Here is a 23,433-nt window from a genome sequence, read left to right on the forward strand (position 1 = left end):
GTGGACGCCAACGTTCGTTATGGTGCGGCATCGGCATTGGGCAACTTGGGAGACGCCGCAGCCAAGTATGTCCCTGACATCCTCAATTTCCTCAAGGATGAAAAGGTGGACGCCAACGTTCGTTATGGTGCGGCATCGGCATTGGGCAACTTGGGAGACGCCGCAGCCAAGTATGTCCCTGACATCCTCAATTTCCTCAATGATGAAAAGGTGGACGCCTCCGTTCGTTATGGTGCGGCAGAGGCATTGGGCAACTTGGGAGACGTCGCAGCCAAGTATGTCCCTGACATCGCTAATATCCTCAAGGATGAAAAGGTGGACGCCACCGTTCGTTATGGTGCGGCATCGGTATTGGGCAACTTGGGAGACGCCGCAGCCAAGTATGTCCCTGACATCCTCAATTTCCTCAAGGATGAAAAGGTGGACGCCACCGTTCGTTCAGGTGCGGCATCGGTATTGGGCAACTTGGGAGACGCCGCAGCCAAGTATGTCCCTGACATCCTCAATTTCCTCAAGGATGAAAAGGTTCCCGCCAACGTTCGTTCAGGTGCGGCATCGGCATTGGGAAAAATCAGACAACTGAAATTAGAAGAGGTTGCTGTAGTTTTGAATTATGTCTACGAACCAAATCAGGGAAGTTTTGGTTATGGTCAGAATAATTATGAATTCTGGCGATTTTGGACTTATTTGCTGGGTGGCGGCACTGAGCAAATGCAAACTTTACTAAAATGGCTTGGCAGACCTCAAGCAACTCCCGATAATCTGAAGCACCCTGAAGGTGTCAAAACACTAGAAGAATTCCGTACTACCTGGAAACTCAGTCAAGAATTTCCACGTTTACAACAAGACTTAGCTAGGCAAATTGCTGTAGTTGCCAGAAAAGTCTCTTGGCAACAACAAGATATTTGGATTTTAGAAACTCACTACCACAACCTGAAAAACGCCGGTTACAACGAAGCTGACTCACTGCAATCAGTCATAATTAACCTCAAAGGTTGGCAGTGGTTTTTCAACGCCAGAATTACTATCCTCACTCACGCCGCCTTTTGGCTTGCCCTGATCTTCGCCTACCCCAAATTCCCCCAAATCCAAGCCATCTTCTTCTGGAACCCTTGGGTACGCCGTATTCTCGGCGTGGGCTATGTCGGCTTTCTCCTTACCTGGTTTCCCCCCTTCCGCCGCAAATTATTTGAACCCTTCAAACCTTCCCTATTAGCCGACGCAGGCTTAGATAATTTTTATGACCAATCATACTTCCCAGAATCTAAAGTCAAAGTTCCCATATCAGGAGACATCCTGCCAATTACCGCAGCCTTACCCAGTATTCAAGGACAAATTATCTTAGAAGGAGATTCCGGCTTAGGCAAGTCGATGTTTCTCCGTCATCTCTTGCAAAACTCCCAGCGCATAGTCGTTTATCTCCCCGCCCAGAAATGTCATAAAGGCGTAATTGAAGCCATCCAAGACAAGCTACACGGACAAGCCCAAGATGCCGGCTTCCTGAAAAACCTGATTTACAGTGGCGCGATAGATATCTGCATCGACGGACTCAACGAAGTCACCGCCGAAACCCGCGCCAAAATCTGCCAGTTTGTCGAAAGCTATTTCCGGGGCAACATTATTATGACAACCCAGCCCCTAGAGTGGACACCCCCCTCAACAGCCAAAACCTACTACTTGCAGCCCCTCGAACAACAACAAATTCAAGAGTTTTTGATCTCCCGTCAGCTGCGACTCCCCCAAGATGCCAAAATTCAAGGTGCTGATTACACCCAAGCTTGCACCAATTATTTAAAAGAAGTCCTCAATAACCAGCAAGCCCAAGAAGAGTTAGATGCTGTCCGCCGAATTCTTTCCAATCCAATGGATCTAACAGTGGTAGCGCTGATGTTATCACAAGGTAAACAGCCAAACTTGTTTCGCCTGCAAGAACAGCAATACAACCTGATGGCGGCAGAATACCAGCAAGAATGGAAACAAGAATTTCCGCTTAAAAGATTTTCCGCCGCCGTCTACGAAATGCGACTCGAAGACAAACAAGCCTTACCCGCCGATGAATTTCACCAAGTCGCCATGTCTTTAGAAGACGAGAAATACAAAATGGTAGTCAGCCGTCAGTGGCAAGATGAAAAAGGCGAAGCCAAGAAAGAATGGTACTTCCGCCACGATAAAATCATGGATTTCTTCTTGGTGCAAAACTTTCTCGGCGAAACTGATACCGCCGAAGGAATATTAGTTGATAGAATGGGCGACCCTCGTTTTCGTGGCGTTTATTTCTTGCTGGCAACCTTACTTCCTTTAGATGCAGCCAAAGAACTGCGGGAAGATTTGATTCAATATGCGGCGGATACTAAAGACAATACGGTGAGTAATACCTTTGTGCAGTTATTGCGAACTAGGTAATTCGTAATTTGTAATTTCAGAACGGAGTAAGAAAGTTAAATCCCAATACAGTCCAAAATGAACAACAAAACCCTCATGTAGAGACGCGATAAATCGCGTCTTCTTTGTTTGTGTAGCCGCGTTTACGCAGTGTACCGCAGGCAATTTTATTCACCTTGGCTCTAATCGCTTTCATCGCTACGATCGAGTGAGTAGCTATCTGACAATTTTATTAGCACATTTACTCAAGTTACGCGTTCAGTATGATATCCCCGATAGCATGAAAGGAAACTGGTCTAGCTCCATACTTGAACATCGTCAGCGAGTTATCAATAATTTGGCAGATACTCCTTCTCTCAAAAGTTTTCTAATAGAGGCAGTGGAAAAAGCCTACCCAGATGCTCGAAAGCTAGTAGTTCGCCAAGGAAACTTGGCGGGGAAAAGGGGAAAGGGGAAGGGGAAAAGGGTTTAAATCCCTTACCCTTTTCCCTTTCCCCTTTTCCCAGTCCTCACTTAGCATTTTTGGGTTGGCAGACTACTAGGGATTAAGGAAGATAAGCTAGCTAAGTTTGGGATTCGGATACCGGAAGAAAGTGAGTATCCTACCGTTTGTCCTTTTTCGATTGAGCAGATTTTAGATGAGAATTTTTACGTGCTGTAGAGGATTGCCCCTGCTGTCATATTGTTTTACATCTAGATGGATAGACAGCTTGACCGAAAGGTTCTACAATCTGACTGATTGTGGTAAATTTACCTATTGCCCAATCCATATAAGCATAGTAAAGATTTTCTAGTGATTCCGTTTGATTGCGGAAGCACTAAATTAATATAGGAAAGTCTTTGAGTAAAGGGCAGCAGACAAATGGATGTAAAGCTGATTCTAGCTGGATTAACAGTTATATTTACGGTTTCGTGCTTATTTTTCGGCACGAAAAACGGATTTTATGATTCAGATAACTATCATGGCAATGGCTCCGCACATTGAGAGATATCTGTAAACGCTCGATCGACTTCCCGAAGGGTGAGTTGGCTAAGAGCGCTCAAAACTTGTAAAGGGAAAAGAAACCAGAGGCAAACTGCTGTAGCTCCAAGTTTGATAGCTTCTCGTTAGCCCACCTTTCTGAACCAGTGCGGGTTCGGTGCAGGCGTCCTCCCCAATCAAAAATCTGTATTCTCAGGGTGTAGGGGCGCACGATAAAACTTACCCCTAAGTCACAAAAGCAAAATTTGTGTAACTTTTGGCTTTTGGGATATGTCCATGATGATGAGGTTTGAGGGGAGGAGAGCATGAGGGATAATCTATCGGCATCCTCTCGCGTAGATGCTGCGGAGGCGGGTAGTGAATTAGAATGTTTGCCCTATAGTGTCCAGCATGACAATGAGGGCGTGTGTTTATTGGTGAAAATGGGCCCACACCGCATCCTATTGGACTGTGGTTTTGAGGATATTTCATCGCTGGCTAAGGGGCTTACTAAGTCGATAGGTGGAATTAGTTCGCCCCTACCAGCAGATTTAGTTTTGATTAGTCACGCTCACCCAGATCACGCCAAAGGCTTACTGGCTCTGCATAAAGCTTTTCCCAAATTACCCATATATGGTAGTGAGGTGACTAGCAAGTTGCTGCCGCTAAATTGGGTAGACGAAGACCCTGAGCAAATTTCTCAATTTTGTCATGCCTTGCCATTGCGATCGCCAGTGGAATTCCAAGATGGTTTGGTGGCAGAATTATTTCCCGCAGGACATTTACCAGGGGCAGTAGCAATTCTCCTGACCTACACCACCCAGCAGCGTACTTACAAGCTACTGTATACAGGGGACTTTTTCTTATCGAACTCCCGGTTGGTAGAAGGTTTGCGTTTGGAGGAACTGCGGGGCTTAGACTTGGATGTGCTAATCATTGAAGGTAGTTATGGCACATCGCGTCATCCTCACCGCCGCAACCAAGAAAATCAACTAGCCGAGCGAATTAATCGCGCGATCGCTGACCATTGTTCTGTAATCCTTCCCACCCCGGCTTTAGGATTAGGTCAAGAATTATTAATGCTCTTGCGATCGCATCACCACTTCACCGGACGAGATTTAGATATCTGGGTAGATGGTGCTGTCGCCACTGGGTGTGATGCATACCTGGAACTGCTACCCCATCTCCCCCCATCGGTGCAAAACTTCGCCCGCCATCAACCCTTGTTTTGGGATGAACGGGTACGTCCCCGCGTGCGTCGCTTACAACCAGAACATCGCTCCAGTGTAGGCAAGTCACCCTGTATTGTCCTTACCGACTCGACATCTGATTTAGGCGAACACTGCCAATTAGATACAGGCCCTTGGCTGATTCTCCTACCAGAAAAAATTGATATAAAAGTTAACAAAGAATATTTAGCGCCCACCACTGTCGAAACCTATCTTTTAGCTCAACATAGTGATGGCCCTGGTACTACGCAGCTAATTCATAATTTGCGACCCCAGCACGTCATTTTTGTCCACGGTTCTCCTGCCTACTTGGCAGACCTGACTAGCTTAGAGGAGTTGCAAAACCGCTACCACGTACATTCCCCGGCGGCTGATACCTTAGTAGAACTGCCCATCGGCGACACATTTTTACAACCGGCAGCACCTGAGACTAACTACGAAGGCGAACTGACAGAGTTAGGAACAGTAATCACAATCACCCTACCCAATGTGATTACTGCCGATCCGCGTTGGCGGCAATTTGCCGATACTGGTTTAATCGAAGCTCGTTGGCAAGGGGAAGAACTAGTATTAAGGGGATTGTCTCAACGAGAACTGCTCAACCAAAACAGCGATCGCTATACATGGACAGATGTAGACTGTTGTGGTACTTGCCGACATCAAAGGGGGCAGCGGTGTTGGAACCCAGCTTCCCCTTTGTATAACTTTAAGGTAACTCTCGAAGGTTACTGTCCTGCCTTTGAAGGCTTATCTAATCCTGAGTCCTGAATGCTTAATGCTGAGTTAGGATTTGTTACTCAGCATTCAGCACTCAGCACAGAATTATTCTGGATTCGAGTCAGTGTAACGGTTGTGGATGCGCTCTGCTTCGGGACAATCTTCAGTCATCAGAGGTTCTACATTACCGCGCGGTACTGAAGCCAATTTTTGCGTTACAGCACCAATGCTCTCGAGGCGAACCATTTCTTCCCAAGAACAAACTTCGTCCTCTTCTTCTGTTTCATAGCGTAGGGTCACTAAATCTCCCTCTATGTCTATGATGCGGGCGCGTTCAATCCAGCGTTGCTGGTCCCGCAAGAAAACACATACCTCGCGCCCATCGCAACACAGTTGATAAATCTTGCGGTGTAGCATGTACTGTTTCTGCCTTTTTAAACAACGTAGTTAAACCTGTCAAAATCTGGGTTCTACCCCATTACATTACACCTTTAAGAGGTTAATTTCACTGTTCAGAACAAGTACCCTTCATAACCCAATCCCAAGATTTGCTTATAGTTGTCAAAATATCAGGATAATATTGGGTCATAAATCAGATGCTCTAGCAATGAACTCAATCTCGCTCCGGCTTATTCTAGGGAATGTTTGCTTCTATAGAAGTCAGACAATTCGGTACCTGTCCTAACCAGGTTTATATTTGTTGGTGAGTCATTCTTACCATTATGTAATAAAGAATACTCCAAAACAATCGTTGATTGCGGTTGTTTAACTTGCCTACTTTTAATCATTGGCATTACTGGGAAGTCCGGGGACTTGGCTTTACTTTTACCCACTTGTATCTGATCTTAACTCATTCTCTTGCTGACCTTGATGCTTTTCAACAACAACACCCAAATAGTTTTAAGTTTTTCAGGTTTTTGCCTAAAAAAAGGCAACAGCGTAAGGGAAGAGGTAGAGGGAAAAGACCATGAGAAAATTTTACTCCAGAAGTCTCAGGAGGGTTTATGTGGTAAGGGAAATTCTATAAGCACGTTCGACGAGGATGCTTCTCGTTTAATTTTTCCTGCGCGAACTGCATCGTATAGGGCTGCAATCTCTGGCAAATCCTCTGACTGATAGCATTTAGTGGCTAGCACCTGCTGGAGTAAACCCTCAGATTCAACACTCAGATATCCAGTTTGGAAAGCAGATGCAATAATTGTGCGAATCATCTTGATTAGGGCAGAGTGAGCAAATTATTATATTTAGTGTGGAACATTTTTCTTTGTTACTCATTGATATGAAACATTAATACTGTGTGATTAGTATTACGTTCAACCAGTGATTTACATCACAATATGATTTTTCGATACTTCGTCTATTAATATACATAGATAAAAAGGCATAGAAATTGTCAACATCAATGTTGAGAAGCTGAATGTTTTAAAAAAATTAAAATACAAAAATTTTTTCAACAAGCATCCACAAAATACAATCAAGCATTAGCAATCAAGCAAAAAACTGTCGGAAATCTTCATCTTTTTGACTTAATTGCACCCAGTCTAAGTTTAAAGACTGGAATTTTTGCACCAAACGATCGCAAGCCGGACGTTCGGTAGCGTAATGTCCAGCATCGATTAAAATGAGATTGCGATCGCGGCTTTCTTGAAACTGATGAAATTTGCAGTCAGAAGTCAGATAAGCTTGGGCACCTGTTTTGGCGACGGCTGAAATGTAACTAGCCCCCGAACCACCCAAAACAGCAACTCGTGAAATTGTTTGCTGTAAATCAGCACTTGGGGAAAAAATCAAATTAGGGGGAGAAAGTCGGGTTTGAATAGTTGCGAGTAATTCCTGTAGTGTTAGAAATGGCTCTAGCAAACCAACACGACCATATCCTAATCCTCCCTGTGTAACTTCTATGGGAGTAGCTTCTTTGAGTTCTAAAATCTGAGCTAAAACGTCAGCAGTCCCATCTTGCACTTGGTCAAAATTCGTGTGGGCAGTATAAATACCAATATTATGGATAAAGGCTAACCGTACCATTTCCGCGATCGCTTCACCAGTGCGTAAAGATTTGAGAGGATTAAAAATCAAGGGGTGATGGGCAAATATCAGATTAGCATTTTCTGCGATCGCTTCTTGCATTACCGCCAAAGTCGGTGTCAAACACACCAAAACCCGTATTTTTTCCTGCAAAACTCCTGGTTCAATTTGCCAGCCACAATTATCCCAACTTTCACACCAAGAAGGATTCGCCCATGCTTCAAACCAAGTAATTAAATCAACAATTTTCATAATTATTTTCTTCAGCAATTTTTAATTACTAATCAGCGTCTCTGTGGTTGAATATTTAATTTTAATGCTAATTGCTGGCGCATTTCCTGAAAAGGTTTATTCCATACAGGGCAAGCATTCCAGTTCCATACTGCTACTGGAATAAGTTCTTCTTCAGCCAGATAAGTTAGCAGACGGTATTCATCTTCTGGTTCGCGAGAAAAAGTAAAGGGGTTGCGGTAGCCCGTCTCACACAGTTTATAAGATACAACCTGACCATGATTAATACGTTGTAAAAGTTCTTTACCTTTGACGAGCAAATAATCCAAAAATACCAGACTAAAAGGCTCTATATGTGCGCGTTTTTGTGGCTCTTTTTGTACCCATCTTGCCCACTCAAACCCATACATAAAATCATGAACATAACGAAAGCGCATTTCCGTTTTATTACCGAACATTTCTGTCAGACAAACCATCTTTTCACCAAAAACTTTTAAGAAAGGAATAGCGCCCTCATCTGCATTTAAAGCCTGGTTAAGCATACTACTTACCAGAAAATCAAAATCCCAGAAGATGTTTTCTGGGAAGTTTTGCAATTGAGTACGGACTATGCTTTTGAGAGTGTCTTGAATAGTTGTGATAATTTGAATGTCGGTATTTTGTTCTGCAATCAAATTGCCTAATTCTGCAAAGCTGGTAATTAACGTTTTTTGGGGACTCAGTGAAAATAAATTAACAGACTGCTGGGCAAGGATTTCATCAATAATCTGAAAAGTATTAATTGGTGTTAGTTCTTGCTTCATAGTAATAGTAATAACCCAGGCAGTTGATACTAAATATTAGTGTATCTTGGCATCAGCGGATTATTGAATAATCACAAATAAACTTAACTTTTTGATTTACAAATATACACGGACTATTTAATGCATATCTAGTCAGTTTTGCATCAATAATTGTGATGAAAAATTTATCAAGGCGATATTTTTTTAATGCATATCACCGTGATTTTAGGAGATTATATCCAAAATGTAGACAGTATAACCAGAGTATTTAAACTCTACAAAACCATACCTTCAATAAAACTTGAGAATCGGCTATCCAGAAATGTGAACAACTAATTCTCTAGAATGACTGCGCTGGCGGTGTTCCCAAATATAAATTCCCTGCCAAGTTCCTAGTACTAAGTGGCCGCGATTAATAGGTATATGTTCAGAAGTGTGGGTGAGTGCAGTACGAATATGTGCTGGCATATCATCGGGGCCTTCTGCATCATGAATGTATTTGCCTGATTCTGGGACGAGTTTTGACATAAAATTAGCTAGATCCACAAGAACATCAGGATCGGCATTTTCTTGGATGACCAAACTGGCTGAAGTATGGCGCAAAAATAAAGTACAAAGACCAGTTTCAACACCCGATTCTGCAACTGCATCTGCAATTTTTGCAGTTATGTTGTAAAAAGATTTACCAGTAGTAGAAATTTTTAGTAACTTTTGGTAGTGAGTCATTTGAAACAGTAACTATTGATGACAGTAAAAGCTAGTTAGCAGTTCAATCTGCTTGATTTAGTTGTTGGTTTGCCGTTAGTTGATCGCTAGATTGAGTACGGTTATTATAAATCTTTCTGAAGTCAGCTAACATCTGTAAATTGTATTCTTGAGACATAGATTTATTTATCTATGGTTAGAGTTTGCATGATTACATTGATGTTACTTTCAATAACTTTATTTCGTCTGTAAATAATTGATAACAGCTTTAGCGATCGCTTCATTACCATCTTTAGCAATTTGTTGAGATTGCCTTGGATGTTGGGGTAACTCATAAAGAAAATTCCAAGTCCCTTGAAAAAACTCAGATGGGGTGATAATTTGATGCTGATTATAATTAGCTATGCCTTCTACTATGAAAGTTGCTTCGGCAAAGTCTTCACGCGGTATAGTGACAATTGGTAATCCTAGTATTGTGGCTTCCGAAAAAGTACTATAACCAGGTTTAGAAACAACTCGCCCACAAATAGGCATAAAATCTACAGGGCGGTATTTGTGGTCATTAATTTTCACTAAATTAGGTAAATCAGGGGCAGATTGATCGAATACAATAAATTGCCAATCTGGAAATCGCTGTAGTTTATCATAAGGAATTTGCTGTAAACCCAACCCGCCAAAGGTCAACAAAATAGTTTTTTCGACTGGTGCAGTTATTCCCCACAGAGAACGTAAATCATCAGCAGAGTGACGGGGGGAACCGCCTGTTAAGCCGACATCTGTGATATTATTAAAAGCTGGCATTGGTTCGTGGAAAGGAAGACGAAACAAGCGATCGCACTTTGCATACCAATCACTAATCCAATCTGCAACTGCGGTAAATTCGCCTCCCCAATCCCGGTAAATAAAGTCCCAGCCAAAGTTACTCATCATCCAGCAGGGAATATTTGCCGCTTTGGCAAACCCAGGAGCGAGGAAGGGAATATCTGCCAAGATAAGATTAACGCGATTTTGACGGATAAAATTCACTTCTGAGGCAATCAGCGAATTTTGATGCTTCTTAATATCCAGCGACTTTTTTAAAGTTGCTACTTTATCCATTGTCAAACTATCTGTTTGTACCACACCCAAATCAAATGCACGGGGACGATAGATAAAATCGCCATCTATATAGCACTCTAACAACCAGCGTGGGGCAGTACTCACCACAATTAGCAGAACTTCTGGACATAACTTTTGAATTGTGGCAGCTACAGAAGCCGTACGGGTAGCATGACCAAAGCCGTGGTTAGTTATTGCTAAGTATAAGATTGGGCGTTCCATTTTTAAGTTAGGAGTTATGAGTTAAGAGTTAGGAGTTAGGAGTTAGGAGTTAGGAGTTAAAATCATAATTTCCAGACTTATAATTCCTAACTTTTAATTAATTTTGCAAAACCTTTGAATCGCCTCAATCAATAAGTCGATTTCCGATTCTAAAGTAAAGTAATGAACGGTAACACGTATACAGCTAGGATCGGCAATTGTCCGAGTTAATATTTTTTGTGAGTCCAAAAATTGCACCAACTTCAAATGAGCTTGAGGCTGATTATTTGCAAGTTGAAAAGAGACTATACCACTTTCAGGTGGGGAAGTTCGCAAACATTTAATATTGGGTAACGCCGTCAATTGTAGCCAGAGGTACTCACTGCGATGACAAATTTGCTCATAACGTTCCTGTGACGTTCCCCATTGCTGATGAATTGCGATCGCTTCCTTTAACCCAAGATACAACGGATAAGCTAATGTCGATACTTCATATCTCCGCCCATCTGGAAGCCAATCCACAGGCTGAGATTGACTATCTACAACAATGCCATTCAAGCCAATAAATGTAGGTTTTAGGCTTTCTCGTGCTTCTGGGCGGACATACAAGCCACCAGCACCCGCTGGGCCACATAACCATTTGTGACCAGTGAAAGCATAAAAATCTACTCCCAATTCAGTCAAGTTTAAAGGCAATAAACCAGCAGATTGGGCAGCATCTATCAGTAAAAAAGAATAATTATTCCTGCATACTTCGGCAATTTTATCAAGAGGTAAAACTTGACCAGTATTCCAGAAAACATGACTCAAGATCACAAGACGGGTATTGGGACGCAAATGCTGGACAATAACTTTTACCGGATCGCCCTCATTTAAAGTTGCTTTTAGAGGACAGGTAGTAACTTCCACAGCGAATCTCCGCGAGATTTCCTGGGCTGTAGCAATTACGCCTGGATGTTCGCAGTCTGAAAGTAGGAGATGGTCGCCAGCACGCCATTCGATGCCCCACATGGCGATATTACAGCCAATTGTGACATTTTGCGTGAGGGTAATTGTTTCAGATGGTGCATGTAACTCCGAAGCGATCGCAACTCTGGCAGCTTGAGTCTGAGGCGCTATCCAGCTATATGCCTCATTACCAAAGGGGCCTATTTCTTGAACATAAGCTTGAGTTTGGGCGATCGCATCCATTGCCCTTTGGGGCATCGGCCCTTGTCCTCCATAGTTAAAATAAGCCTTATTACCTAAAGCGGGAAATTGCTCTCGATGACGATGGAGCTTGATTGGTGATGCAAAAATACTAGTCATAGTAATAATGGATAAACTGTGATTTTTACTCTCTTTTAGTTGTAATTTGGCAGAAAAGCAAACGCTCTAGCTGTTGACAGTATAAAAGAAACGGCAAATTAAGCGTGGCGCGCTGGCCTAGCCCACCGTTCGCGTAGCGTCTCGCAGAGCAGGTATCGCCACTTCCAGATTTTAATTGTCACAGTTACTCCCAGATTCTGCTAATTCTTGTTAACTTAAAAGGATGCTAATTAATGCTGAACTCCTACTGCAATACCAACGCTGTAAACGCCGACCTTTTCTAGATATCCACGGTGACAAAAGTCAGCGCGATGCTCCCAATGAGTTGCTACGGAAACTCCAACAGGACAAAATCGCTCATCAGTTGAGTGCTTTGGCACAGATGACTTATCACCAACCAGATTATTCTTATGGAAACTGGGAAAAGGCAGAGAAGGCAACTTTAGAATTGATGCAGCGTGGGGTTGAGTACATCTATAAAGGAGTACTGTTAGCAAATTATTCTGAAGCAGACACTCTGCTAAGTCGTCCAGATTTACTCGTGAAACAACCGGGACAATCCCATTTTGGAGATTGGATCTACGTCCCGACGAGTATTGAACTGGGTAAGCGCCCTAAGCAAGAATATCAGGTTGTCGCTGCATTTCATGTCCAAGTGTTGGCATCAGTGCAGGGAGTTGCACCTGAAACAGCTTCGCTTATATTGCGAAGTAAAAATACAAATTATGCAGTGGATCTGTTTAAATGGATGCCACGGATGCAGCAGATTCTGGAGGAATTTATTCAAGTTTTAGAGTCACCCAATCCGCCAGAGGTGTTTATTTCTCGCCAAAAGTGCAATTTTTGCCATTGGTATAGTGAATGTTATGCGATCGCTCAATCTGAAAAACATCTCTCACTGCTACCAGGTGTAACACCACTGCGCTACACTCAACTCCAAGCCTTAGACATTACCACACTGGAATCTCTTGCTAATACCAGTCCCAGCAGCTTAGAAAAACTACTTGGTTTTGACAGCGAAGTAGCGCCCAAATTGGTAGTACAAGCTCAATCTGCACTAGAAAAACGACCGTTGGTTCTACCATATCCGCTACCAACAGAAGATATTACATTTACAGCGCCCATAGAGCTTTATTTTGATATTGAAGCCCAGCCAGACTTAGATTTAGATTATCTTTTAGGGGTTTTGGTCGTTAATAGACAGGCTAATACAGAACAATTTTATTCTTTTTTAGCAGACAAACCAGAAGACGAAGAATTAGTTTGGCAGCAATTTTTAGATTTGGTTTGGCAATATCCCGAAGCGCCAATTTATCATTTTTGTGTCTACGAGTTTGATACAGTCAAACGGTTGGCAAAACTTTACGGCACTCCACACTCCTTAGTGCGTCCTGTACTGAATCGGTTTGTCGATGTGTATGAACAATTAACCCAAAGTGTAGCATTGCCCGTAGAAAGCTATGCCTTGAAAGCGATCGCTCGTTGGATAGGATTTGAGTGGCGCGATCGAGAAGCCAGTGGTGCCAAGTGTATTTACTGGTACGATCGATGGTTAGAAACAGGCGATCGCACCTTATTAGAAATAATCCAACGTTACAATGAAGATGACTGCCGCGCCACCCTTAAAGTCAAAGATTGGCTTGTCAACTTTTTTCAAGATGAATATGGTTTGCGACGAGCCTAAGTAATTTCGTATTTTCTAAAAGTTTTCAAATTCAAAATAAGTCTTGAAAAGTCTAGGTAAAAGAAACATCATCTCAGACTTTCTGGAAAATTCAAAATTAAAAAAGCCTGATTTAGTAAGAAGTTCCAGGCTTATATCTGTGCAATTGCTTATTTAATTGATATTATTTATAGGAACGTACAGTTATAAGTCCTTATAAATATTGATTTAACGAAAAAATCTATGCAGCTAAGTAAAAAAATCTTCGAATTTCCACGAATATTTTTATTTTTAATTCCGATTATAATTATTACCATAGTACTCACAAAGCTCCCATCAAATGGTGTTGAAATCAGTAGCATAGAATTTATCGGAGAAGCTATCTTACCAAAAGGCCTAATCTTTCAAAAAAGTGAAATTGGAGGTTTATCTGGAATTACATATAATACAAAAGACAACCTTTATTATGCTATCTCTGACGATCGTGGACAAAAAGCTGCGGCTCGTTTCTACACTTTGAAAATCGACTTTAGTAAAGGTTATTTACAAAAAGGTGGAATTATTCCAGTCAGCGTTACCACATTATTAAATGAAAATGGTCAAACATTTCGACCTGCTGAAACTGATACAGAAGGTATTGCATTAACTAATAAAGCAACTGTATTTATTTCTTCTGAAGGCGATGCTGCAAAATTAATCAATCCTTTTGTTAAAGAGTTCTCACTATCTTCTGGCAGAGAAATTGCAACACTCCCGATACCAAACAAATTTTTACCAGATAAAACTAATCAAAAAGGTATCCGCAACAATTTGGCTTTTGAAAGCCTCACCATCACACCCGATAATAAGCATCTATTCACAGCCACCGAAAATGCTCTAATTCAAGATGGTGTCGCAGCTAAACCTAATATCGGTAGTCCTTGCCGAATTTTGCAATACAACTTGCTCAACAACCAGTCAGAAAAGGAATTTCTTTACCAAACTGAACCAGTTGCACCATTTTTGAATCTGATTGGCAAATTTGCTAGTGGATTACCCGATTTACTTGCTCTCGATAATCAAGGACACTTCTTAAGTTTAGAAAGGTCTTTTACTGGTTTAGGATTTGCTATTTCCTTATTTCAGGTTTCTTTAGAAGAAGCCGATGATATTCATAATATTGATAGCCTTTTAGCAGTTGACTCCAAAAATATTAAACCTGTTAAGAAAAAACTGCTGTTAGATCTGAGAAAACTAGATGTACTGCTAGACAACATCGAAGGCTTAACTCTTGGTCCAAAACTACCGGATGGTCAACAATCATTAATTCTTATCAGTGATAACAATTTTAACTCCCTACAACGCACCCAAATACTGGCCTTTAAAATTAAAATTGAAAATCCACTTATTAGATTATTACGCCGTTTCATCCCAAATTTTAACCTTTAACCGTATAGAAAAAAAGTGCGTAGGCGTGGACTGTCGTAGACATCGCGGCTTGACTTCTATTTAGTTATTTTTGATTATTCCTGTGTATTCACGGAATCTACTAAGTAACTTTATCTAGCTTATTTATAGTTTACGTGTAATTTCTCAACCGTACTCCTTAATAAATATGTTACACAATGTTTAGCAGCTTTTGCACAGAGCTTAAGCATATTTACAGCATATAATTAATTTTCTCAAAGTTCAGATATTTCTGAGATTTCAATTTAATAATTAGCTAGACTAAATTAAAGTATTTTGCCAATAACATTTTTTATAAATGATTTTTATGCCAGAAAATAAAATTGAGAGTATGGTAGGGCAAAAAGCAGAATTAGACGATTACATCGGACACTTTTTAAACAATCGCTATTTAATCAGAGATTTGATTGGCAAAGGGGGCATGGGTAGAGTTTATCTAGCAGAAGATACTGCTAAAGGCGGTATGCCGATCGCAATCAAAATCCTATCACTTAGTTTGTCAAACCAACAAATGTCCCAACGTTTTGCCAGAGAGATTTTTATTGGCGCTCAATTGGGTCGCAAAAGTAAACATATAGTTCGCATTTTAAGTTATGGAGTTACTGAGGATAAAACTCCATTTTATGTAATGGAATACCTCCAAGGAAAAAATCTCAAACAAATTCTGAAAATTCAGCCCTTAACAATATCAAAGTTTTTAGAAATTTGTAATCAAATTTGTTTAGGCTTACAATGTGCCCACCAAGGTATCAGTCTTAAAGGGGAAATTTATCCTATTGTTCATAGAGATATTAAACCAGAAAATATATTTATTGCTGAAGATAGTAAAAAAGGTGAAATTGTTAAAATACTAGATTTTGGTATTGCCAAGTTTTTAACAGAGCGGAGTGGGATGACCCTAACAGATTCTTTTATTGGCAGTTTGCCTTACTGTTCTCCAGAACACATGGAAGGGCGTAAACTGCTAGATGTCCGCTCTGATATTTATAGTTTGGGAGTATTAATGTTTGAGATGCTGACAGGGAAACATCCATTTCAAACAAAAAGTAACTCCTTTGGTACTTGGTATCAAGCCCATCGCTTTCAAATGCCACCTACAGTTGAAGAAGTAAATCCGCAAGTTAAAATACCAGAAATATTAGAAAAAATATTGATGAGTTGTTTAGCTAAAGAAGTCAGCGATCGCCCTCAGAATATCAACCAAATATTAGAAGATTTAGAAAAAGTTAATGCTCAAGTTAATAATGTTATCTATAGTAATAGTACTGACATTATTAAAGTCTCGCTTCCAGTTCAATTAGTACCCGCAACTTTAATATCAGAAAAAGAGTGTTTGCAGAAAAATTGGCCTAAAAATAAACCAATTGCGCCAATTGGATTTCCCCATTTACTACAGACTTCTCAAAGACCTATACCAACTTTTTGGGCAATGTTGCCTAAACAAGAAATTGCAAAATTTTTGGATAAAATACATAGTACTGAATTTATTAGTAAAATGAATGTATACCCGATGCTAATGTGGGTAACAGTACTATATGACGCCCAATCTTCTATGACTAAGTGGCTACCTTATTTTCTGGATTTAAAAGATAGCAAAGGTCAAAATATAGCACGTGGTTTAGCAGAATTAGGCTACTATCATTTACTATTTTTCCCCTTAGAAGAACCAACTCATTGCTCTCATGTAACGACTTTAAATCTCACGGCTAAACAGCGTCAGCAACTTTTAGATTGGTTAGATATGAGTCAACAGTCAAATGAATTGATTTTGCCTAGTCAAGCAAAAAATATTCTAAAAACAGAGTACGAAAAGCTGAAGTTAGATATATTACGAAACTTAGCCACACATCAAAAATCTGAGACAGAAGTTTTAAAAACTTGGATGAATAAATTTTTGGAAATGTTTTTGAAAATGCTATTACCTCGTTGAAGTTCTGCTAACAAAATTAAAATGCTTGCCACCATTAACTAAGAAGATTTTTATGTGTTTATTGCTAACTTTAAATGGACTCAGCATCAGAGGTGAACAAAGTGAATCAAAGCCCATTTACATCTCCAAGTAGTACGGGCTTACTTGCCAATCGTTATCAACTCAAGCAATTAATTGGCAGCGGTGGCATGGGTGAAGTTTTTTTAGCAAATGATGTTTTATTAGGAGGTATACCAGTTGCTATCAAGTTTTTGACTCAAACTGTTGTTAATACCAAAATGCAACAAGACTTTGCTCGTGAAGCTTTAATGAGTGCAGCCTTGAGTCAAAAGAGCGTACATATAGTGCGGGCGTATGATTATGGTGTGAATGAGAAAGGAAAACCATACTACGTCATGGAATATTTATGTGGCAAGAGTTTAAAAGATTTGATTCCGTTATCTCTGCCCATGTTTTTGACTCTCTCTCGCCAAATTTGTTTGGGCTTACAGTGTGCCCATCAAGGAATTAACATTGATGGCAAAATTTGTCCGTTGGTTCATCGAGATATCAAGCCTGCCAATATATTAGTTATTCCCGATCCGATATTGGGCCAGTTAGTTAAAATTCTCGATTTTGGTATTGCTAGATTTTTGAATTATGCATCAACAGCTAGTACAAGTAGCGGATTTAATGGCACTTTACCCTATTGTTCTCCAGAACAGCTAGATGGGGAAAAATTAGATAGTCGCTCTGATATTTATAGCCTGGGTGTGATGATGTTTGAGATGCTTACAGGCAAAAAACCTTGGGAAACAGAAACTGATTACTTTGGTGCTTGGTATAAAGCACATCATTTTGAAGCACCAAAAACGATCGCAGATGTTAAACCTACTCTTAAAATACCTCAGAAATTAAATAATTTAATTATGGCTTGTCTGGCTAAAAAAGCAAGCGATCGCCCTCAAAATATCGCTGAAATTTTACAAGTTTTAAACAGTCTAGAACAGTCGGATTGTCCCACTTTGCCTAAAAATTTTGCCTCTAATTCTATTCTCACTAGCCCTTTGAATTCTGCATTACCAATCACTGTAGAACAAAGCTATCGGCAACTTTTGTGGCCTCAAAATAAACCAATTCAAGAAATTGTTTTTCCCCAGCTTCTAGACACTCCACAAGGATCTATAACAGCGCTATGGTTGATGTTATCTAAACAAGAAATCAAAAACTATGCGGTTTCTACCCGTTATAACCAGTTTGTCTTTGTGACATCCCCTCATCCGATGCTGTTGTGGGTAACTGTACTCTATAATCGGCAATTCGCTCCTAAGTGGCTACCGTGCTACTTAGATATGCAAAATCCCCAAAATCTGAAAATGGTAAGTTTTCTGGCTGAAAATGAACAATATCCTTTGATTTTCTTTACTCTGGAAGCACCACATTCTTGCATCAAGGTTCTCAGCAGCCGCATTGAGCCAACTCAACGGCAAATGTTGAAAACTTGGGTGCAACAGAGTCATCGTCTACCGCCAGCTTCTCAACCCCAATTGAGCAAACAGCTATTGAAACAGCAGTATAAACAAATGCAATCCCGAATATTGCAACATCTGGAATCAGAGCCACAGGTTGTGTTATCGCGGTCTTTTTAACGTATAATTCGCCGCTTGGAGATACGTAACAAAAATAATTCCTAATTCCTGACTCCAAAACACTTGACAAGTAAAGAAAAAATAGTGATAATAGCAAAGTTGCCAAACAAGGGACTGTAGTTCAATTGGTTAGAGCACCGCCCTGTCACGGCGGAAGTTGCGGGTTCGAGCCCCGTCAGTCCCGTTCTAAATTTATGAGTAGCAAATCACTTAACTTAGGTGATATTGGATTTTGAATTACCCAAAGAGGTTGACTCAGGATTCAAGATTTAAATATAAGCTACATTTATCATGCTTTGCGAAAGAGAGAATTAACTGTGACTGTTAGAGTCCGTATTGCGCCGAGTCCAACTGGAAATTTACATATTGGTACAGCAAGAACGGCTGTATTCAACTGGTTATTTGCCCGTCACCACGACGGTAAATTTATACTACGAATAGAAGATACAGATTTAGAGCGATCGCGTCCCGAATACACCGACAATATTCTTGAAGGACTGCGCTGGCTAGGACTTAACTGGGATGAAGGGCCATTTTTCCAATCCCAACGCCTGGATCTTTATAAAGAAGCAGTACAAAAACTGCTAGATCGAGGATTAGCCTATCGCTGCTACACTACTTCCGAAGAACTAGAGGCACTCCGAGAAGCTCAAAAAGCTAGAGGCGAAGCACCTCGCTATGACAACCGTCACCGCAACCTCACGCCAGAACAACGCGCCGCCTTTGAAGCAGAAGGTCGCTCCTCTGTAATTCGTTTCAAAATCGAAGATGGGCGGGAAATTGTCTGGAATGACCTAGTAAGGGGAAAGATGTCTTGGCGAGGTAGCGATTTAGGTGGTGATATGGTCATCGCCCGCGCTTCAGAAGAGGGTAGCGGTCAACCTTTATACAACTTTGTCGTTGTAGTGGATGACATCGATATGCAAATCACCCACGTCATCCGCGGAGAAGACCACATCGCCAACACTGCCAAGCAAATTCTGCTGTATGAAGCAATGGGTGCAAAAATTCCAGAGTTTTCCCATACGCCATTAATTTTGAATATGGAAGGGCGCAAGCTTTCTAAGCGAGATGGTGTCACTTCCATTTCTGACTTTCAGAAAATGGGCTTTACTGCTGAAGGCTTGGTAAATTACATGACATTGCTAGGTTGGTCGCCACCAGATTCGACGCAAGAAATATTTACCTTAGAAACAGCAGCTAAAGAATTTGGCTTTGAGCGCGTCAATAAAGCAGGTGCAAAGTTTGATTGGGACAAGCTGGATTGGTTGAACAGTCAGTATATCCACAAAACGCCAGTAGATAAACTCACTGATTTACTCATACCCTATTGGGAAGCGGCTGGCTATAAATTTGATGGTGGACGCGATCGCCTCTGGTTAAAACAGCTAGTAACTTTAATTAGCCAGAGTTTGACTCGCCTGGTAGATGCAGTACCTCAAGGCCAACTGTTTTTTAGCGACACAGTTGAATTTAGCGAAGAAGGCAGTACACAATTGAAGCAAGAAGGTTCTAATGCTGTGCTTGAGGCGATTGTCACAGCTTTAGAAAATCAGCCGCAACTGTCAGAAGCCTCCGCTCAGGACATTATCAAACAAGTTGTGAAAGAGCAGAAAGTCAAAAAAGGCTTAGTGATGCGATCGCTCCGAGCAGCTTTAACTGGAGATGTTCATGGCCCCGACTTGATCCAATCTTGGTTACTACTAAATCAGATTGGTTTAGATAAACCGCGCTTGAGTCGGGCTATAACTGAAGCTAAGTAGCGATTACTTCCAGATTTTAGAAATATTTGAGATTTTAGGGGCGCACAAACGTGTGCCCCTATCCATAAGGTAAAGCAACTATGGGAACAGGAAATCATTGACTAATTACTAATGAATTATCCCCAATTTCACATCTAAAATAGTTAGTCAATTCTCCTCATGTTGGGAACTTGGTGTGTAAAATTCATGTCTTCAAAAACACTTAGAAGCGAACGTAATTACAATGCCAACAAAAGCGCTCAATAGAGGGATGAGATTATCGTTTATGATAGTTACGCTCTTCATCACATCGACAGTTAATGCTGCGGTTGATGCTCAGGAAGCGCCAACGATATTTGGAGATGTCACCCTTAGCCCTCAGTTTTCGCCAGACCCCCTGACAGTTCGCGGGATGAGTGGTGGTGCAATATCTGGGAGTCAAGTAGGTGGGAGAAGCGAAACAGCCACTGGCCCTTGTACCGGATTTGTGGATGAAACACCAGACCACACATTAGCGTTAACAAGTAAATTTGACTACCTAAAGCTGCAAGTGCAAAGTCCTGAAGACACCACCATGATTATTAAAGGGCCTGGTGGTACTTGGTGCAATGACGATTTTGATGGCAAAAATGCTGGCATTGTTGGTGAATGGCTACCTGGAAGTTACCAAATTTGGGTTGGTTCCTATGAAAAGGGCAAGTATCTTCCTTACACTCTAAAAATTACAGAAGTAAAGTAGGGTATTGGGCACAAGAAGCAGAGGGGCAGAGGGGCAGCACTTTTCTACGAGACGCTGCGCGAACGGCTACGCTCAGTGGCCGAGGGGCAGGGGCGAAAAACTTACTGTAACTTCTCCCCTTCTTCCTCATCTCCCTCACTCCCCACTTCCCCAGAATCATTATTGAGAGCGGCTTGAACGATAGGAGAAGCATTCTGGAGAAATTCTCTCTGTCTTTGCATCTCGTTGCGCTCCCTTTTCTCGTGCGATATTGTATTAAAATTAAGTTAACTTTGATTAAGATTCTTGTTAGCATCGCCATAATGCTTTAATCGCCTTATGGCAGTGCATGTAAGAGATCAAATTAAACAAAATGGATTTATAAACATCCGTTTAACAGCTTAAAGTGACAGAGTGATGAACATTCGGTTACTAGAGCTAACGAGTTGTATAGGCATCTAGAGGCAAATTAAAATGAAATTCTCTTGGAAAGTCGTAGCACTCTGGACATTGCCGGCTTTGGTAATTGGCTTTTTCTTCTGGCAAGGGGCATTTGCAGGCGCTCCTGCTGACATGAGTAAGAATGCAGCTAATACCCGCATGACTTACGGTCGCTTTCTAGAATACTTGGACAGCGATCGCGTCAACAGTGTGGATCTTTACGAAGGCGGCAGGACGGCAATTATAGAAGCCCGCGATCCAGACCTGGAAAATCGTGTCCAAAGATGGCGTGTAGATTTGCCTGTTAACGCTCCTGAGTTAATTAGCAAGCTCAAAGAGAAAGCCATTAGTTTTGATGCTCACCCTATGCGAAATGATGGCGCAATTTGGGGATTGTTGGGCAATCTCATCTTTCCAGTTTTATTGATTACTGGGCTGTTCTTTTTGTTCCGGCGTTCTAGCAACCTCCCCGGTGGCCCAGGTCAAGCAATGAACTTCGGCAAATCCAAAGCGCGTTTCCAAATGGAGGCAAAAACCGGCGTCAAATTTGACGACGTAGCTGGAATCGAAGAAGCTAAAGAAGAACTGCAAGAAGTCGTCACCTTCCTGAAGCAGCCAGAAAGATTTACGGCTGTGGGCGCACGGATTCCCAAGGGAGTGCTGTTAGTTGGGCCTCCTGGAACTGGTAAAACTTTATTAGCAAAAGCGATCGCAGGCGAAGCAGGCGTACCTTTCTTCAGTATTTCCGGTTCGGAATTTGTGGAAATGTTCGTTGGTGTGGGTGCATCCCGCGTCCGCGATTTGTTCAAGAAAGCTAAAGACAACGCCCCTTGTATCATCTTCATTGATGAAATCGACGCCGTAGGACGGCAACGGGGCGCTGGTATTGGTGGCGGTAACGACGAGAGAGAGCAAACCCTCAACCAATTGCTCACCGAAATGGACGGGTTTGAAGGTAACACAGGCATCATTATTATTGCTGCTACCAACCGTCCCGACGTACTAGACTCAGCCTTATTACGTCCCGGTCGCTTTGACCGCCAAGTAACAGTTGATGCACCCGATATCAAAGGGCGTTTGGAAATCTTGCAAGTCCATGCGCGGAATAAGAAACTAGACCCTAGCGTATCTTTAGATGCGATCGCTCGCCGCACTCCTGGATTCACTGGTGCTGACTTAGCCAACTTGCTCAACGAAGCAGCAATTCTCACTGCGAGAAGACGCAAAGAAGCGATCACCCTCCGCGAAATTGATGATGCGGTAGATAGGGTGGTAGCTGGAATGGAAGGTACTCCCTTGGTAGATAGCAAGAGCAAGCGCTTAATTGCTTACCACGAAATCGGACACGCCTTAGTTGGAACTTTGTTAAAAGACCATGACCCAGTACAGAAAGTTACCCTGATTCCACGGGGACAAGCACAAGGTTTAACTTGGTTTACGCCCAATGAAGAACAGGGATTAATTTCTCGTTCCCAGTTGAAAGCTAGAATTACTGGTGCTTTGGGTGGACGTGCCGCTGAAGAGGTGATTTTTGGCGCTGCGGAAGTCACAACTGGCGCGGGTGGAGACTTGCAGCAGTTATCAGGAATGGCCCGGCAGATGGTGACTCGGTTCGGGATGTCCGACTTAGGGCCACTGTCGTTAGAAAGCCAGCAGGGAGAAGTATTCTTGGGTCGTGACTGGACAACCCGATCTGAGTATTCTGAATCCATCGCTTCCCGCATTGATGGACAAGTCAGAGAAATTGTTGAGCAGTGCTACGACAATGCTAAGAAGATCATCCGTGACCATCGCACTGTCACCGATCGCTTAGTAGATTTGCTCATCGAGAAAGAAACCATTGATGGCGAAGAATTCCGCCAGATTGTGGCTGAGTATGCTGAAGTCCCAGATAAGCAACAGTACGTACCGCAACTATAGTAAGTAGGTGAAGCTTTTTTGAGCGATCGCCTGCGAATAAGCAAACTATAGCAGTTCTCGTTTACATAAGGTACATCTGTAAGGGCACGGTACTGCCCTTACAACTCTCAATCTAATCTTGTACTGCATCTAATGGGAACCGCAATAACATAAAATCACTTGGGGATGATATGAATATCATCCCCATTTTTGCTATTTTATTCAGTAAACAGATCAAATTTGTTCAAAAAATTAAATATTCTTCTCGCTCTATAGGAAAATATGGTTCAGTTAAAAAATTTGTATGAGCGATAACCTCGCTTTGAG

General features: G+C 41.7%; 17 protein-coding genes, 1 tRNA gene and 1 pseudogene. 12 read left to right on the forward strand and 7 right to left on the reverse strand.

All coding sequences use genetic code 11. From position 1 onward, the window contains the following. From V7K53_RS22790 to V7K53_RS22800, 4 genes and pseudogenes are all read left to right on the forward strand, one after another. A partial coding sequence (locus tag V7K53_RS22790; protein WP_335199826.1) for a HEAT repeat domain-containing protein occupies positions 1-2,403 on the forward strand: 2,403 nt, incomplete at its 5' end. Between the two features lie 187 nt (positions 2,404-2,590). Further along, positions 2,591-2,854, forward strand: a complete 264-nt coding sequence (locus tag V7K53_RS22795; RefSeq protein ID WP_335199827.1) for a DUF29 domain-containing protein — start codon at positions 2,591-2,593, stop codon at positions 2,852-2,854. 66 nt (positions 2,855-2,920) lie between these two features. Continuing rightward, positions 2,921-3,043 (forward strand): annotated as a pseudogene (locus V7K53_RS34115) (DUF29 domain-containing protein); the annotation flags it as partial. A gap of 626 nt (positions 3,044-3,669) precedes the next feature. Continuing rightward, positions 3,670-5,340: an MBL fold metallo-hydrolase gene (locus tag V7K53_RS22800; RefSeq protein WP_335199828.1), complete on the forward strand. Its 1,671-nt coding sequence runs from the start codon at positions 3,670-3,672 to the stop codon at positions 5,338-5,340. A gap of 54 nt (positions 5,341-5,394) precedes the next feature. Here the strand turns inward: V7K53_RS22800 and V7K53_RS22805 are convergent, their stop codons facing one another. From V7K53_RS22805 to V7K53_RS22835, 7 genes are all read right to left on the reverse strand, one after another. After that, positions 5,395-5,706, reverse strand: coding sequence for a DUF6679 family protein (locus V7K53_RS22805; protein WP_012408115.1), 312 nt, complete (start codon positions 5,704-5,706; stop codon positions 5,395-5,397). Positions 5,707-6,281: 575 nt separating this feature from the next. Further along, positions 6,282-6,500 (reverse strand): hypothetical protein, encoded by a 219-nt coding sequence (locus tag V7K53_RS22810; RefSeq protein WP_335199829.1) that lies wholly within the window; start codon positions 6,498-6,500, stop codon positions 6,282-6,284. Between the two features lie 277 nt (positions 6,501-6,777). Further along, positions 6,778-7,566 (reverse strand): Nif3-like dinuclear metal center hexameric protein, encoded by a 789-nt coding sequence (locus V7K53_RS22815; protein WP_335199830.1) that lies wholly within the window; start codon positions 7,564-7,566, stop codon positions 6,778-6,780. Positions 7,567-7,598: 32 nt separating this feature from the next. Then, positions 7,599-8,348 (reverse strand): hypothetical protein, encoded by a 750-nt coding sequence (locus V7K53_RS22820; RefSeq protein WP_335199831.1) that lies wholly within the window; start codon positions 8,346-8,348, stop codon positions 7,599-7,601. Positions 8,349-8,639: 291 nt separating this feature from the next. Next, complete coding sequence (locus V7K53_RS22825; protein WP_335199832.1) at positions 8,640-9,053, reverse strand: secondary thiamine-phosphate synthase enzyme YjbQ; 414 nt, start codon at positions 9,051-9,053, stop codon at positions 8,640-8,642. Positions 9,054-9,269: 216 nt separating this feature from the next. Further along, a complete protein-coding gene (locus V7K53_RS22830) occupies positions 9,270-10,352 on the reverse strand; it encodes a glycosyl transferase (protein ID WP_335199833.1) in 1,083 nt (360 codons plus the stop codon). A 93-nt stretch (positions 10,353-10,445) separates the two neighbouring features. Continuing rightward, positions 10,446-11,639, reverse strand: a complete 1,194-nt coding sequence (locus V7K53_RS22835; protein WP_335199834.1) for an aminotransferase class V-fold PLP-dependent enzyme — start codon at positions 11,637-11,639, stop codon at positions 10,446-10,448. Positions 11,640-11,862: 223 nt separating this feature from the next. Between V7K53_RS22835 and V7K53_RS22840 the strand changes: the two genes are divergently transcribed. The 8 genes from V7K53_RS22840 (at position 11,863) to ftsH2 (ending at position 23,127) form a co-directional block, all read left to right on the forward strand. Then, positions 11,863-13,323 carry a TM0106 family RecB-like putative nuclease gene (locus V7K53_RS22840; RefSeq protein WP_335199835.1) on the forward strand — a complete coding sequence of 487 codons (1,461 nt, stop codon included), beginning with the start codon at positions 11,863-11,865 and terminating at the stop codon, positions 13,321-13,323. 222 nt (positions 13,324-13,545) lie between these two features. Then, entirely contained in the window at positions 13,546-14,730 is a 1,185-nt protein-coding gene (locus V7K53_RS22845; RefSeq protein ID WP_335199836.1) for an esterase-like activity of phytase family protein, read from the forward strand. Between the two features lie 325 nt (positions 14,731-15,055). Next, complete coding sequence (locus V7K53_RS22850) at positions 15,056-16,678, forward strand: serine/threonine protein kinase (RefSeq protein WP_335199837.1); 1,623 nt, start codon at positions 15,056-15,058, stop codon at positions 16,676-16,678. A gap of 101 nt (positions 16,679-16,779) precedes the next feature. Next, entirely contained in the window at positions 16,780-18,306 is a 1,527-nt protein-coding gene (locus tag V7K53_RS22855) for a serine/threonine protein kinase (protein WP_335199838.1), read from the forward strand. A 110-nt stretch (positions 18,307-18,416) separates the two neighbouring features. Further along, positions 18,417-18,490: transfer RNA gene (locus V7K53_RS22860), tRNA-Asp, on the forward strand. A 133-nt stretch (positions 18,491-18,623) separates the two neighbouring features. After that, the gene (gltX, locus tag V7K53_RS22865; protein WP_335199839.1) at positions 18,624-20,069 is read left to right on the forward strand and encodes a glutamate--tRNA ligase; all 1,446 of its coding nucleotides are present in this window, start codon (positions 18,624-18,626) and stop codon (positions 20,067-20,069) included. Between the two features lie 223 nt (positions 20,070-20,292). Next, complete coding sequence (locus V7K53_RS22870) at positions 20,293-20,787, forward strand: hypothetical protein (RefSeq protein WP_335199840.1); 495 nt, start codon at positions 20,293-20,295, stop codon at positions 20,785-20,787. A gap of 453 nt (positions 20,788-21,240) precedes the next feature. After that, positions 21,241-23,127: an ATP-dependent zinc metalloprotease FtsH2 gene (ftsH2, locus tag V7K53_RS22875; RefSeq protein WP_335199841.1), complete on the forward strand. Its 1,887-nt coding sequence runs from the start codon at positions 21,241-21,243 to the stop codon at positions 23,125-23,127. Positions 23,128-23,433 lie beyond the last annotated feature (306 nt).

The organism is Nostoc sp. (assembly GCF_036917355.1).
Classification (GTDB): Bacteria; Cyanobacteriota; Cyanobacteriia; order Cyanobacteriales; family Nostocaceae; genus Nostoc.

What these genes read in the sequence shown, in the direction of transcription:
- V7K53_RS22815 (WP_335199830.1), bottom strand. Translation starts at nt 7,566, where the DNA reads ATGAAAATTGTTGATTTAATTACTTGGTTTGAAGCATGGGCGAATCCT.
- V7K53_RS22800 (WP_335199828.1), top strand. Translation starts at nt 3,670, where the DNA reads ATGAGGGATAATCTATCGGCATCCTCTCGCGTAGATGCTGCGGAGGCG.
- V7K53_RS22840 (WP_335199835.1), top strand. Translation starts at nt 11,863, where the DNA reads ATGCTAATTAATGCTGAACTCCTACTGCAATACCAACGCTGTAAACGC.
- V7K53_RS22835 (WP_335199834.1), bottom strand. Translation starts at nt 11,639, where the DNA reads ATGACTAGTATTTTTGCATCACCAATCAAGCTCCATCGTCATCGAGAG.
- V7K53_RS22825 (WP_335199832.1), bottom strand. Translation starts at nt 9,053, where the DNA reads ATGACTCACTACCAAAAGTTACTAAAAATTTCTACTACTGGTAAATCT.
- V7K53_RS22850 (WP_335199837.1), top strand. Translation starts at nt 15,056, where the DNA reads ATGCCAGAAAATAAAATTGAGAGTATGGTAGGGCAAAAAGCAGAATTA.
- V7K53_RS22870 (WP_335199840.1), top strand. Translation starts at nt 20,293, where the DNA reads ATGCCAACAAAAGCGCTCAATAGAGGGATGAGATTATCGTTTATGATA.
- V7K53_RS22805 (WP_012408115.1), bottom strand. Translation starts at nt 5,706, where the DNA reads ATGCTACACCGCAAGATTTATCAACTGTGTTGCGATGGGCGCGAGGTA.
- V7K53_RS22820 (WP_335199831.1), bottom strand. Translation starts at nt 8,348, where the DNA reads ATGAAGCAAGAACTAACACCAATTAATACTTTTCAGATTATTGATGAA.
- V7K53_RS22845 (WP_335199836.1), top strand. Translation starts at nt 13,546, where the DNA reads ATGCAGCTAAGTAAAAAAATCTTCGAATTTCCACGAATATTTTTATTT.
- V7K53_RS22830 (WP_335199833.1), bottom strand. Translation starts at nt 10,352, where the DNA reads ATGGAACGCCCAATCTTATACTTAGCAATAACTAACCACGGCTTTGGT.
- V7K53_RS22810 (WP_335199829.1), bottom strand. Translation starts at nt 6,500, where the DNA reads ATGATTCGCACAATTATTGCATCTGCTTTCCAAACTGGATATCTGAGT.
- ftsH2 (WP_335199841.1), top strand. Translation starts at nt 21,241, where the DNA reads ATGAAATTCTCTTGGAAAGTCGTAGCACTCTGGACATTGCCGGCTTTG.